At 72.6% G+C, this 12559-nt stretch carries 13 protein-coding genes; 4 read left to right on the top strand and 9 right to left on the bottom strand.

The genetic code is table 11. The features are described from left to right. Positions 1-80: 80 nt before the first annotated feature. Together ACIP67_RS08430 and recO are read right to left on the bottom strand one after the other, a co-directional pair. Positions 81-917, bottom strand: a complete 837-nt coding sequence (locus ACIP67_RS08430) for an isoprenyl transferase (RefSeq protein ID WP_401689345.1) — start codon at positions 915-917, stop codon at positions 81-83. A gap of 33 nt (positions 918-950) precedes the next feature. Then, complete coding sequence (gene recO, locus ACIP67_RS08425; protein WP_401689342.1) at positions 951-1697, bottom strand: DNA repair protein RecO; 747 nt, start codon at positions 1695-1697, stop codon at positions 951-953. Between the two features lie 144 nt (positions 1698-1841). Between recO and ACIP67_RS08420 the strand changes: the two genes are divergently transcribed. Then, complete coding sequence (locus tag ACIP67_RS08420) at positions 1842-3089, top strand: MFS transporter (protein WP_401689339.1); 1248 nt, start codon at positions 1842-1844, stop codon at positions 3087-3089. Between the two features lie 27 nt (positions 3090-3116). On the opposite strand, the gene ACIP67_RS08415 is transcribed toward ACIP67_RS08420, so the two are convergent. Genes ACIP67_RS08415 through ACIP67_RS08390 form a run of 6 tightly spaced genes read right to left on the bottom strand, consistent with a single transcriptional unit; the run spans position 3117 to position 9737 of the window. Then, positions 3117-4103 (bottom strand): DUF6879 family protein, encoded by a 987-nt coding sequence (locus ACIP67_RS08415; RefSeq protein WP_401689336.1) that lies wholly within the window; start codon positions 4101-4103, stop codon positions 3117-3119. A gap of 60 nt (positions 4104-4163) precedes the next feature. After that, complete coding sequence (locus ACIP67_RS08410) at positions 4164-5141, bottom strand: SCO2521 family protein (RefSeq protein WP_401689333.1); 978 nt, start codon at positions 5139-5141, stop codon at positions 4164-4166. Position 5142: 1 nt separating this feature from the next. Next, positions 5143-6129, bottom strand: a complete 987-nt coding sequence (locus tag ACIP67_RS08405; protein ID WP_401689330.1) for an SCO2522 family protein — start codon at positions 6127-6129, stop codon at positions 5143-5145. Next, on the bottom strand, positions 6126-7046 hold the full coding sequence (locus ACIP67_RS08400; protein ID WP_401689327.1) for an SCO2523 family variant P-loop protein: 921 nt from the start codon (positions 7044-7046) through the stop codon (positions 6126-6128). Before ACIP67_RS08400 ends, ACIP67_RS08405 begins: the two co-directional genes overlap by 4 nt. A 3-nt stretch (positions 7047-7049) precedes the next feature. Next, positions 7050-8912 carry an SCO2524 family protein gene (locus ACIP67_RS08395; RefSeq protein WP_401689324.1) on the bottom strand — a complete coding sequence of 621 codons (1863 nt, stop codon included), beginning with the start codon at positions 8910-8912 and terminating at the stop codon, positions 7050-7052. 51 nt (positions 8913-8963) lie between these two features. Beyond that, positions 8964-9737, bottom strand: coding sequence for an SCO2525 family SAM-dependent methyltransferase (locus ACIP67_RS08390; RefSeq protein ID WP_401689321.1), 774 nt, complete (start codon positions 9735-9737; stop codon positions 8964-8966). Positions 9738-9871: 134 nt separating this feature from the next. Between ACIP67_RS08390 and ACIP67_RS08385 the strand changes: the two genes are divergently transcribed. Next, the gene (locus ACIP67_RS08385; protein WP_401689318.1) at positions 9872-10453 is read left to right on the top strand and encodes a GNAT family N-acetyltransferase; all 582 of its coding nucleotides are present in this window, start codon (positions 9872-9874) and stop codon (positions 10451-10453) included. On the opposite strand, the gene ACIP67_RS08380 is transcribed toward ACIP67_RS08385, so the two are convergent. Next, positions 10380-10943: a protein phosphatase gene (locus tag ACIP67_RS08380; RefSeq protein ID WP_401689315.1), complete on the bottom strand. Its 564-nt coding sequence runs from the start codon at positions 10941-10943 to the stop codon at positions 10380-10382. The genes ACIP67_RS08385 and ACIP67_RS08380 overlap by 74 nt on opposite strands. A gap of 142 nt (positions 10944-11085) precedes the next feature. Here ACIP67_RS08380 and ACIP67_RS08375 point away from each other — a divergent pair, with 142 nt between their 5' ends. After that, positions 11086-11274: a hypothetical protein gene (locus tag ACIP67_RS08375; RefSeq protein ID WP_401689312.1), complete on the top strand. Its 189-nt coding sequence runs from the start codon at positions 11086-11088 to the stop codon at positions 11272-11274. Positions 11275-11364: 90 nt separating this feature from the next. Continuing rightward, positions 11365-12291 (top strand): dihydrodipicolinate synthase family protein, encoded by a 927-nt coding sequence (locus ACIP67_RS08370; protein ID WP_401689309.1) that lies wholly within the window; start codon positions 11365-11367, stop codon positions 12289-12291. Positions 12292-12559 lie beyond the last annotated feature (268 nt).

Raw genomic sequence — 12559 nt, 5'->3', positions numbered from 1 at the left:
CAGCGGCGGGAACCGGAAGCACCGGAAGCACGCGAAGGGGCGCCCGGTCCGGACCGGGCGCCCCTTCGCGTACGCGCCCCCTACGAGGGCGTCTCGCCCTCCATCGCCAGCAGCTCCTCGTTCGGGATCGCGCCGCCGAAGCGGCGGTCGCGGGAGGCGAACTCGACGCAGGCCCGCCACAGGTCGCGGCGGTCGAAGTCGGGCCACAGGACGTCCTGGAAGACCATCTCGGCGTAGGCGCTCTGCCAGAGCAGGTAGTTCGAGGTGCGCTGCTCGCCGCTGGGCCGCAGGAACAGGTCCACGTCCGGCATGTCCGGGTAGTAGAGGTACTTCGCGACGGTCTTCTCGGTGACCTTGGACGGGTCGAGGCGGCCGGCCCGCACGTCCTCGGCGATGGCCTGGGCGGCGTCGGCGATCTCCGCGCGGCCGCCGTAGTTCATGCAGAAGTACAGCGTGAGCAGGTCGTTGTCCTTGGTCTGCTCCTGGGCGATCTGGAGCTCCTTGGCCACCGACTTCCACAGCTTGGGCATACGGCCCACCCAGCGCACCCGGATGCCCAGCGCGTCGAGCTGGTCGCGGGTCTTGCGGATGAAGTCGCGGTTGAAGTTCATCAGGAAGCGCACCTCGTCGGGCGAGCGCTTCCAGTTCTCGGTGGAGAAGGCGTACAGGGAGATGTTCCGCACGCCGATCTCGACCGCGCCCTGGAGGACGTCGAGGACGCGCTCGGCGCCGACCTTGTGCCCCTCGGTGCGCGGCAGCCCCCGCTCCTTGGCCCAGCGGCCGTTGCCGTCCATGACGATCGCCACGTGCTCGGGAACCAGCTCGCCGGGGAGCTTCGGCGCGCGGGCGCCGGACGGGTGCGGCTCAGGTGCCCTGTACTCCCGACGCTGCCGCCCCAGGAACCCGCGTACGACCATGTGCTTCTCGTCTCCTTCGCTGCTCTTCGCTGCTTACTTTTCCACGTACCGGAGGGAGCGCAGGCCGCGCTCCAGATGCCAGTGCAGGTAGGCGGACACCAGCCCGCTGCCCTCCCGGACGTAGCGCGCCTCGCACGCGTCCGCGGTCTCCCAGTCTCCCGTGAGCAGCGCGCCCAGCAGTTCCAGCGTCCGCGGCGACGGTACGACACTGCCGGGCACCCGGCAGTCGACGCACACGGATCCCCCGGAGGCCACCGAGAAGAACCGGTTCGGTCCGGGCATGCCGCACTTGGCGCAGTCGCCGAAGCTCGGTGCGTACCCGTTGACGGCGAGCGAGCGCAGCAGGAACGCGTCGAGGACGAGGTGCGGGGCGTGCTCGCCGCGGGCGAGGGTGCGCAGCGCCCCGACGAGCAGCAGGTACTGCTGCACCGCCGGCTCGCCCTCGTGGTCGGTGAACCGCTCGGCGGTCTCCAGCATGGCCGTGCCCGCGGTGTAGCGGGCGTAGTCGCTGACGATCCCGCCGCCGTACGGGGCGATGGTCTCGCTCTGGGTGCACAGCGGCAGCCCGCGCCCGACCAGGTCGCTGCCGCGCGCGAAGAACTGCACGTCGACATGGGAGAAGGGTTCGAGGCGGGCGCCGAACTTCGACTTCGTGCGGCGTACGCCCCGGGCGACGGCCCGGACCCGGCCGTGGCTGCGGGTGAGCAGCGTGATGATGCGGTCCGCCTCACCGAGCTTCTGGGTGCGCAGCACGACGCCGTCGTCGCGGAAGAGGCTCATCGCGCACCGCCGTGGCCCTGCTGGGTGCAGAGCAGGACGCCGTCGTCGCGGAGCAGGGTCATGGGCCCATTCTCGCCTACGCGGAGAGGGACGCGTGCGGCACCCACTACGATCGCCCGGTTCCTGTGGACGGGTGGAGGTGCGGTGGCGGGGCGTGCGCTGGGGCGGTCGTTCGGGTGGCTGTGGGGGGCGTACACGGTCAGTACGTTCGGTACCTGGCTGGCGTTCGACGCGTTCGCACTGATCGCGGTGCTGGTGCTGCACGCCGGGCCGGCCGAGGTGGCGGCGCTGGCGGCCGTGGGGCCCGCCGTGGGGGCGGTGCTGGCGCTGCCGCTGGGGCCGTGGGTGGAGTTCCGGCCCAAACGGCCGGTGATGGTCGCCGCGGACCTGGTGCGGGGCGCGGCCCTGCTGAGCGTCCCGGCGGCCTTCGCGCTCGGCGGGCTCGGGCTCGGGCAGCTGCTGGCGGTGTCGGTGGTCGTCGCCGCGGCGGACATCTGCTTCCGGGCGGCGAGCGGGGCCTTCCTGAAGGCGCTGGTCCCGCCGGAGGACCTGCTGGCCGCGAACGGCCGGTTCGAGTCGACGACCTGGACGGCCGCCGTGCTCGGGCCGCCGCTCGGCGGGGCCGCGGCCGGCCTGCTGGGGCCGGTGGTGACGGTGGCGGTGGACGCGGTGAGCTATCTGCTGTCGGCGGCGGGCCTGCGCGCGGTCGGCGGGCACGAGACGCCGCCCGTCCGCGAGGGCGCCGGGGGCCGCCTGCGCGCCGGTGACCTGCTCGAAGGCTGGCGCCATCTCCTCACCCACCGCACCCTGCGGCCCCTGTTCCTCAACACCGTGCTGGTCAACGGCCTGATCCTGGCCGCCTCCCCGCCCCTGGCCGTCCTGATGCTGGGGCCGCTCGGCTTCGCGCCCTGGCAGTACGCCCTCGCCTTCGCCGTGCCCTGCGCCGCCGGCCTGGCCGGCTCCCGGCTGGCCCCGTGGCTGGTCGCCCGGTACGGGCGGCACCGGGTCCTGCTGACCTCCGGGACGCTGCGCGCGTGCTGGACGCTCGGGCTGGCCCTCGTGCGGCCGGGTCCCGGCGGGCTGGCGCTCGTCATGGCCGTCGAGTGCGGGCTGATCGGGTGCGCGAGCGTCTACAACCCCGTGCTCGCGACCAGCCGGCTGGAGCTGACCCCGGCGGACCGGGTCACCCGCACGCTGTCGGCGTGGACGGTCTCCCAGAAGGCCGGCGTCGCCGCTCTGACGGCCCTGTGGGGCACCCTGGCCGCCCTCACCGGCGCCCGCGCCGCCATCGCCGCCGCGGGCCTCCTCCTGCTCGCGACACCCCTGCTGCTGCGCGCACCCGGGCTCCGTGCAGGGGCGCCCGCGGCCGAGGTGGAGAGGGCCGCACCCTGACCGGGCCGGGTCCGGCTCCGGGGGGCGTCACTCGCCGTCCGGGTCGGTCCCGTCGGGGAGGACCGGGACGCCGTCGGGCACGCCGTTCAGCAGGCCGTTCAGCGCGGGGTCGTCGTTCGGGTCCTTGGCGGCCTCCCAGATCATGCCGAACCGGCGGATCAGGGTCTGGACCTCGCTCAGGCCGGCGTTCACCGCCGTCGACGAGATCCCGCCGTCCAGGTCCGCCTGGATCTCGTAGGACATCGCCTCGTCGAAGACGATGAAGTCGATCATCTTGCCGCGGCCGACGCGGCGGGCGATCCGCTCCTGGGGCACCACCCGGACCTGGATGCCCATCTCGCCCTGCTCCTTGCAGGTCGCGGCGAGCGCCGCGAGGGAGTCGCGGTCCTGGCCCTCCTTCATGATGAACACCCGCCGGACCGTGACGTGCCGTTCCTGCATCGCCTCGCGCTGTGCGGTGAGGTAGCGGCCCGCCGGTTCGCTGTTCCAGAAGTCGTCGTCGACGACGGTGGTGCTGACGGCGTCGATGCTCGTCCTGGACCCCTGGGTGAGGTTGATGAGCCAGTCGTGGTTCTCCCCGGCGCAGTCGGCGCTCAGGTTGGTGAGCTTCTCCATCTGCCGGGCGAGGCGGTTGATCTCCTCGTGCGCGAACTCGTGCAGGATGTCCGGCCCCGTGGAGACGACCTTGGTGGCGTGCTCGGCGAGCCGGGGCACGCCGTCGCCACGCAGCTTCTCCACCTCGTTGAAGAGTTTGGTGGCCTCGCCTATGTCGGCGAAGCGCTTCTCCACCACGTCCTTCAGGTCGCTGAGCTGGTTCACGAAGGAGGCCATGAACTGCACGATCAGCACCGTGCCGCCGCACAGCACCGACAGCACCAGCTGCCAGGGGCCCTCCTCCTTCGGCAGCAGGACGTTGGTGAGGACGTAGACGACACCGCCCGTCACAATCGTCACCAGGAGTTTCAGGGTCAACTGCCGTGCGCTGTCACCGTCGGACCGTGTCGGTGTGCTCATCTCTTTCCCCCCGTCGGGATGATGCGCGGACTGGCGTCGCAGGAAGGGTGTCGAGCGACTTCAGGACGTGGTGAGCGAGGCGCCCAGGGCCTCGCGCTGGGTGAGGATGGCCTGGAGCAGCAGCTGGTCGCGGACGCGCCGCACATGGGTCTCCCACTGGCGGCTGAATCCGGGCTCCTTCTCCAGCAGGTCCCACAGGGCCTCCAGGGACCGCTCGACGCGGGCCTTGGGCAGCCACAGGTGGAGCAGGTGGTCGACGAGCGGGCGCAGGACCTTCAGGGCGGCCCGGCCGTCGGCGGAGCCGAGCCGGAGGCCGTCCAGTTTGTCGACGACGGTGGTCAGCAGCCAGTCGTGCAGGGCGAGGTCCTCGCACAGGGCGGCCGCGGCGGCCGGTGCGGTACCGGGCGGCAGCCGCAGTCCGAGGGTGCGCAGACCGTCGTCGGCGACGGTGAAGCGCAGGGCCGGCTCCGCGCCGCCGGAGGCGGCCGACGCGGTCCAGCGGACCCGGGTGTCGGTCGTGGTGAGCGGCGGGTCGAAGGAGTCCAGCAGCAGGCGCGAGATGCTCGACAGCCGGCCCTCGGCGATCGAGCCGACGTCCAGCTCGTCCTGTTCGTGGCGGGTCAGGAACCCCTCCGCGACCGCCCGGGGGGACAGGGCGCCGACCGGGACCAGCACCCCGGGCCGGACCAGGTAGTAGCCCCAGGGCCGGCGCCGGTCGGGGCCGGTGGCGGGGGCGGAGAAGTACGCGGTGGCCTGGAGCACCCGCCCCTCGACGAGGGCCGCGCGGGCGGTCACCGTGCCGACCGCGCGGACCTTGCCGCCGCCCGCGCTGGGCAGCCGGCAGTCGACGCCGGTGAGGACGTCCGGGGAGACGGCGTACCGGTTGGGGCGCCGGGAGAGCCGGACCCGTTCGTCGGGGCGCAGCCGCAGCAGCCGTTCGGCGGTGCGCTCGTCCACCGCGTCCCGGGTGGGCAGCAGGCAGGTGCGCACCTCCCCGCAGGTGAGGACCGGGTCCGTGGTGGTGCCGGGAGCGGTCATGTCACAGTCCCGGCGGAAACACGTAGGAGGTGCGGTCCACGACGCCGGCGGGGACGGGGAAGCCCTCGCCGGCGGACCGCTCGGCGACCTGGCGCAGCACCTCGGCCTCCACGTGGACCTGGTCGAGGACGACCCGGACGGCGTGCTCCACGGGCAGGAACCGGGCGGGCAGGACGCTGCACGTGGTGTACGCGGTGAAGGGCGCCGCCAGCGGGTTGAGGCGGACGACGGGCGGCAGGGCGTCCCACTCGGCCGGGAACGCCTTGGCGTCCCACGGGGCGGGGGTGAGCACCGTGCGGCCGTTGTCGCGCAGCAGCCCGAGCCGGACGAGCTGCCACACGGAGGCGAGGAAGGCGCAGGACCAGGTGCGCTCGTCCTCGGTGCCGCTCCACAGTTCGACGTCCATGAAGACGGAGTGGCCGCGGGCGCCGGTCTCGCTCGGCGGTTCCCAGACGCCGCCGGCCGCGTCCAGGGCGGCGGAGGTGCGGCGGGTGGGGGCGCGCCGGCCGTTGGTGAGCCAGCCGGTGCGGCTGACGGGCGGGCGGAAGCCGTTGCTGCCGGGCGGCGGGGACTCCACCAGCCGGTGCAGGACGGACTCGGCGAGTGCGGCGCGGTCGCGCCGGCCCGGCTCGGCGGTGGCGCAGCCGGACTCGCGGGCCAGGTAGTCGAGGGTGAGGCCCGCCTCGGCGGCCGCCGCCAGCAGCGGGGGTATCAGCTCGGCGGGGGTGGACAGGCGGCTGAAGTAGTCGTCGATCAGGAAGCAGGTGCTGATCCGGGGCCGCTTGCCGGCCGGCAGCGGGCCGACGCCGGCCCGGGCGGCCTCCACCCAGGGGCGTACGGCGGCGAAGTGGCGGCGCAGCCGGTCGGGGCCCTCGGTGAAGTCCTCCATGTACAAGTGCCCTAATTCCAGGGAGAGATGGGAATAGGGAACGGATTCGGTGCGCGGCTGTGCGCTGGTCTCCCGGAAGACGGTCCCCGGCCCGCTCACAGCTGCCCCCAGTGCTTGTCGTCGGTGAGGCGCCGGGCGAGTTCGCCCATCGCCTGCCAGGTCTCGGCGTTGGCGATCCGGCGGTCGTGGACGTCCTCGTCGGTGATGAGCCGTTCCTGCCATTGCAGGACGGGTTCCAGCGGAATGGACGCCAGCACCCGGGTCCTGCCGATACCGCGGCCGGCGGCGATTTCCTCGAGCTGGGTGTCGCACTGCCGCATCCACGCGTACTGCGCGGGCGAGACCTGCGACCAGAGCGGCGAGTCGAGATTCGGTACGGCGGCCCGTACGAAGCGGATCGCGGCGGAAAGCGCATCGGTGTCGTGTCCCATGGCGGCACCGGCCTGCGCAATACCCTGTCTGCCGTACACGAGTTCGGCGGCCGCCATCACGTGCTGCCGGGTCCAGCGGTGATAGACGAGCCATCGGGTTTTCAGGCGTCCGAGCCCGCCGCGCGGTGAGGTCGCGGCGAGTGCGAGGTCCATCGCATAACTGCGTCCGGCGCTCAGGTCGACGATGATCACGTCGAATTCGCGTTTCAGCCGCAGGACGAGGTCCACGCAGCGGTGCAGGTTCTCCTCGTCGGTGACGAATTCCCCGCCGGTGCGGTCTCCGGGCAGCAGCACCAGCCGTCCGGATCCGGCGGGCCGGCTGCGCAGTTGGGGGTGTTCGGTGCGGGCCCAGACGTCGACCCGGAGGGGCTCGCCGGTCTTGCCCTTCAGGTACGCGTGCAGACCGCGGCCCTCGGCCTCGGTGAGGATGTCGGGCAGGTCGAACACGGCGGCCGCGGTGGGCGAGCCGAAGTCGAAGTCCAGGTAGCAGACGTCGTCCCCGTCGAGTGCGAGGTGGTAGGCGAGGTTGGCGCTGGTGACGGAGCGGCCGGTGCCCCCCTTGTCGGAGGCGGCGAAGACGAGCACGCCTCACACCCCCTGGGGGCCGTTGTCGCCCCGGGCGCGGGCGAGGGTGTCCAGCCGGGTGAGGACGCCGAGGGCCAGCGCGTAGGCGGTGCCGGGCTGCTCGTCGACCAGGTGGCGGGCGCGGCGCAGGTCCGCCTCGATCCCCTTGATCTCCTCGCCCTGGGGGCTCCTGGGGGTGGGGGCGGGCTGTTCCATCTGCTCCTTGCCGAAGAGGTGGGCCGATTCGCTGATCAGCGCCCGCGCGAGCGCGGAGAGTTCGGCGCTGCGGATCGGCGGCTGGTCGTAGAGGGCGTGCGCGGCGACCATGCACTCGGTGACGCGCTCGGTGACGCTCCAGGACGGCGGGCCCCGGCGGACCGGTGCGTCGGGGTAGACGGCGTGCGTGTCGTCCCACAGGCCGACGCCGTCGCCCTCGCTGATGCGGCGCCGCCAGAGGTGGTCGAGGATGTCCTCGGCGAGGCGCAGCAGGCGGTCCTGGGAGGTGATGTTCCGGGACAGCGAGCAGAGCTGGATGGTCCGTTTGAGCAGTTGGGCGGAGAAGTCCGCCATGGTCCACTTCATGGCGGGGCCGAGGGCGTCGCTGCCCAGCAGGGGCAGGCTGACGCCGGGGTCGTGCAGGACGATCGCCGGGTCGTCGCGGGTCATGCCGCTGGTGATGCGGCCGCGTTCGGCGAGGCGTTCCATGACCCTGACGGTGCGGGTGAGGTCGTCGTCGGTGGCGCGGCGGCGGACCAGGTCGTGGACGAGGATGGAGGCGACGGAGAGGGAGAAGTACTCCGACTCCAGTTGCTGGAGGGTGGTCCGCCAGGGGATCTCCTCCAGCGGCCAGGTGCCGTCGCCGAAGCGGGCGATCGCCGACCAGTACTGCTGGGTGATCTCCCAGCGCAGCCGCAGCGCGTCGGCCAGCCTCTGCTGTTCGGCGTCGAGCAGACCGAGGACGAGGGTGCGCTCGGAGAACAGGTCGGGGATGCCGTCGAGGGCGACGACGGTGAAGTACAGGTAGGGCGTGGGGTGGGCGACCCCCTCGGGCTGTTTGCCGATGCCCGCGGCGGTCGCCTCCTCGACGTCGATCTCGGGGGAGCCCTTCACCAGGCTCCAGGCCCAGCCGCACTCGAACAGCCGGTTGTCGTTGCGCAGTTCGTCGGTGACGTCGCGGTCGAGACCGAGGGTGACGCTCTCGCTGATGACGGCGCGCAGCGCCTTGAAGCGCGTCTGGAAGCGGTGCAGGACCTGTCGTTCGGAGAGCCGGCCCTGACCGAGGAGGCGGGTGAGGGCCTGTCCCTGGTCGGAGGAGACGTCGACGACGTTGACGGTGAAGGAGCGCAGCAGGCTCACCATGGCGGCGGTCAGCCGGGCGCTGGTGGCCTTCTGGAGCCGGTCGATGCGCTCGCGGGTGCTCGCGCGCTGGGTCTTGCCCCGGTAGACCTTGAGGAAGCCGAGGGTGGCCAGGCACAGGGTGACCGACATGGAGTAGGAGTCGACGACTCCCACGTCCCGCTGCTCCTTGGAGAGTTCCTGGTCGGGGTCCTCGGGGGTGAAGTAGTAGCCGCCGGCGAAGGCGGGGCCCTCGTCGCCGCGGTGCTGCTCCATGAAATCGGAGAGGACCTTGACGAGGTTGCCGGGGATCTCGGCTGCGTCGCCCGCGTTCCTCAGCGCCCGTTCCACGTCCCGCTGGGTGGTGTCGGGGTCGTCGAGACGCAGAGCGGTGATCTCGGTGGCGGGGTAGAGCAGGCACAGCAGCCGCTCGGCGTCGGCGACGCTGCTGCGGCCGCCCCAGGCACCCCAGTCCCATTCTCCGCCGTCGAAGGAGTGGCGGGCGACGGCCTGCCACACTTCGAGCAGATTCTGTCTCGGCTTGATCTGCATGCCCATTCCCCTCGCACAGGCCCGTCACCATGGAACAGAACGGATCGGGAGTCAGCCTTTCCGCCGTCCGCAGGCCAGGATCATTCCGGTGTATCCGGTGCGCACCAGGTGCTTCGGATTGGCCATGCGGTGGATCCTGACACCCTCCGCGTAATCCGCCAGCACCCTGGTCACCTCGGCGCTGTCGATGTCCCGGGCGGGGAATTTCTCCGCGCCGACGCTGTACCCCTCGGAATGTTCCATGAATGCGGCGGCGAAGGGGGCGCCCGGATTCAGGGAACGCAGAAAGCAGCCCACTCCGTCACGGAATTCCTGGAGCGAGGCCGTGATGGATTCGGCGACGAAGAACATGGTGCCGAGATCCCAGCGTTCGTCCCCGCCGCAGAGGTCGAAGAGGCTGCCCGCCACGGGTTTTCCGACGGCTTCCGCGAACCGCTTACGGGGGTCGAGGCCGGGGTCGGCGTATTCCGGCCGCTCGCGCAGGACGTCCCAGAACTGGTCCCAGTTCGCGTCGTAGCCGGGGAGTTGGCTCTCGAGGTAGCCGAGGTTCGCCGCGGACCGCTCCAGGAGGGTGATCCGGTCGCACCAGGGGAGCATGGCGAGGGCGGGATAGAGATTGGGTCCCGCGCCGACGTCGATACCGGTGCGGACACGGTCCGCCGCGCCTCGGAAATGATCACGGAAGTGATCACGCACACGGGAGAGGATCTCCCGGTCCACCGGCTGGATCGCGATGTAATTGCGCTTGATGTACTCCTCGGGATCGAAGGCGTCCCAGGGCACATCGGCATTCTTTACGTCGGCTGTGGGCGATCCCGAGGTCATTGGTTCAGCCTAGCAGTACGCGGAGGTCTTGAAGGCGTGGATGCACCGGGCAATGATGGACGATCAGGTATGCATATCGCACAAGAAGCAGCGCACGGGCCATTCATTTTGTCGATCCTTCACAAGGGGACGGTATGACTCCTCTTCCCGGAGATCGTTTTCCGTCGGTCGCCGGTTCGACGGACAGCCAGGCGTCCGGAGAAAGGCGCTTACGGATCAGAGCGGCCACGGAGGAAGATCTCCCCCATATCGTCCGTCTCGACGCGGAGGCGTTCCCGGGTGATCCGTACCCGTACTTCGTGCTGCGCCAGTACCTCGCCTCGTTCCCGCACTTCGTGTTCGTGCTGGAGGACGGCACGGACCTCGGCGGCTATGTGCTGTCGACCCCGCCGGACGCGGCCCGGAGCTGGATCCTCAGCCTGGGCATCGCCCCCGGGCTGCGCGGACAGGGCCTCGGCAGGCGGCTGATGACCCGCATTCTCGGCCATCTGCGCGCGGCGGGCGTACGGTCCGTGTCGCTCTCCGTGGAACCCGGCAACGACACGGCCGTCGCCCTCTACCGCTCCCTCGGCTTCGTGCCCGACCCCGACGGCCCCCGCAAGGACTACTTCGGGCCCGGCGAGCACCGCCTGCTGATGACCCTCACCCTGCGCCGTCGCGGCCTCCGGCCCCGCCCGTGGTCCGCTCTGCGGTCCCGTCCGCGGCCTCGCCGGTGACGTCCGCGGCACCGGCCCGGCCGAACCTCCGTACGTAGGCCCGCTGCCAGGGCGTCTCCACGGCGTGCCGGTCGTAGTGCCGGCGCACGAACGCGACCGCCTCCCCGGCCGGTACGCCGTCCAGCACCGCGAGACACGCCAGCGCCGTCCCCGTACGGCCGCGTCCGCCGGCGCAGGCGACTTCGACCGGTTCCCCGGCCGCCCGCCGCCACGCCTCGGCGAACGCCGCCCGCGCGTCGGCCCGGTCGGCGGGCAGCCGGAAGTCGGGCCGGCGGACCCAGCGCGCCTCCCAGGGGACCCGCGGCGGCCGGGAGCCCAGGAGGTAGAGGCCGTACGAGGGCGGGTCGGCCGCCGGATCCAGGGGCCGGCGCAGGCCGCGGCCGCGCACCAGCCGGCCGGACGGCAGCACGAGCACACCGGGCTGTCCGGGCCGCCAGGCCCTCTCGCCGAGCCGCCCGCCCAGGTCCGCGTGCTCCGGTTCCTCCGCCATGCCCCCATACGAACGCGGACACGACGGACGGGCAACCGATTCGGCCCGCACGGTGGTCCGGAGGGCGAGGAGGGGTGCTTGATGCAGGCCGAACAAGAGGCTGCCGTTCCGCTGGGGGGTCGTCGGCCGGGTCGAGTCCTCGGTGGCGAAGGTGACCGTGTCCTACGGCGACAGCAGCGCCACGGCCGCCCTGGACCACGGCTGGTTCGTCGCCGCCGGCGTCCCGGGCCGGCAGGTCACGGCGGCCCCGCACATCAAGGGCTACGACGCCGCCGGAGAGCTGGGCTACGACTCCGGCACCGACGCGACGTACGAGAAGACGTTGCCGTAGGGCTCGCGGGGGGAGACTTCCCTGGTCGCCCGCGCGTGGCCCACGCCCCGTCGGCGCGTCGTCCGCTCGTCCAGCCGCCAGGGAGTCCTCATGCCGTTGCCCGCCCCGCTGACCGGTGTCGTCCCGCCCCTGTGCACGCCCCTGACACCGGAGGGGGAGGTGGACGTGGACTCGCTGCTGCGGCTGGTCGACCATCTCGTGGCGGCCGGGGTGAACGCGCTGTTCGTGCTCGGCACGACCTCGGAGGCGGCGTACCTGACGGACCGCCGGCGCCGACTGGTGGTGGAGACGACCGTGGCGCACGTGGGCGGACAGCTGCCGGTGCTGGCGGGGGCGATCGACATGACGACGCCCCGGGTGCTGGAGCAGGTCGCGTCCGTCGCGGAGGCGGGCGCGGACGCGGTGGTGGTGATCTCGCCCTTCTACACCCGGACCCATCCGGCGGAGATCGCCCGCCACTACCGGCTGGTCGCCGCCGCGAGCCCGGTCCCCGTCCTCGCCTACGACCTGCCCGCCGCCGTCCACACCGAACTCCCCGCGGACGTCGTCCTGGAGCTGGCCGCGGACGGGGTGCTGGCCGGGCTGAAGGACTCCAGCGGTGACCTGGCCCGCTTCCGCGAGGTCGTCGCCGGCGCCCGGACGATGCCCGGCTTCAGCGTCCTGACCGGCTCCGAACTGCTCGTCGACGCGGCCCTCGCGCTCGGCGCGCACGGGGCGGTCCCCGGCTTCGCCAACGTCGACCCGCACGCCTACGTCCGTCTCGACCGTCTGTGGCGTGCGGGCGACCTTCAGGCGGCGCGGGCCGAACAGGAGCGGCTGTGCGCCCTGTTCCGCATCGTGGGCGCCGGTGACCCCGCCCGGATGGGCGCGAGCTCGGCGGCGATCGGCGCGTTCAAGGCGGCGCTGCACCTCCAGGGCGTGATCGCCTGCCCGGCGACGGCGGAGCCCCAGGTGCCGCTGTCGCCGCGGGAGGTGGAGCGGGTGCAGAGGCTGCTGATCGAGGCCGGGCTGCTCTGACCGCCGGGAGGGGGCGGGTCGACCGGGGGGACGGGGCAGCCCGGCGGTGGACGGGGCAGCCCGCGGTGGACGGGGCAGCCCGGCGGGAGACGGGGGCAGCCCGCGGTGGACGGGGCAGCCCGGCGGGAGACGGGGGCAGCCCGCGGTGGACGGGGCAGCCCGGCGGGAGACGGGGGCAGCCCGCGGTGGACGGGGCAGCCCGCCGGGAAACGGGGGCAGCCCGCCGGGAGACGGGTCAGCCCGGCGGGAGACGGGGGCAGCCCGCGGT

This window comes from Streptomyces sp. NPDC088812, assembly GCF_044750285.1.
Lineage (GTDB): Bacteria > Actinomycetota > Actinomycetes > Streptomycetales > Streptomycetaceae > Streptomyces.
This window is presented reverse-complemented; position numbering and strand designations above follow the sequence as displayed.

Coding starts and splice junctions, on each gene's coding strand:
- ACIP67_RS08430 (WP_401689345.1), bottom strand. CDS start 917: ATGGTCGTACGCGGGTTCCTGGGGCGGCAGCGTCGGGAGTACAGGGCA.
- recO (WP_401689342.1), bottom strand. CDS start 1,697: ATGAGCCTCTTCCGCGACGACGGCGTCGTGCTGCGCACCCAGAAGCTC.
- ACIP67_RS08415 (WP_401689336.1), bottom strand. CDS start 4,103: ATGAGCACACCGACACGGTCCGACGGTGACAGCGCACGGCAGTTGACC.
- ACIP67_RS08410 (WP_401689333.1), bottom strand. CDS start 5,141: ATGACCGCTCCCGGCACCACCACGGACCCGGTCCTCACCTGCGGGGAG.
- ACIP67_RS08395 (WP_401689324.1), bottom strand. CDS start 8,912: ATGCAGATCAAGCCGAGACAGAATCTGCTCGAAGTGTGGCAGGCCGTC.
- ACIP67_RS08390 (WP_401689321.1), bottom strand. CDS start 9,737: ATGACCTCGGGATCGCCCACAGCCGACGTAAAGAATGCCGATGTGCCC.
- ACIP67_RS08385 (WP_401689318.1), top strand. CDS start 9,872: ATGACTCCTCTTCCCGGAGATCGTTTTCCGTCGGTCGCCGGTTCGACG.
- ACIP67_RS08380 (WP_401689315.1), bottom strand. CDS start 10,943: ATGGCGGAGGAACCGGAGCACGCGGACCTGGGCGGGCGGCTCGGCGAG.
- ACIP67_RS08370 (WP_401689309.1), top strand. CDS start 11,365: ATGCCGTTGCCCGCCCCGCTGACCGGTGTCGTCCCGCCCCTGTGCACG.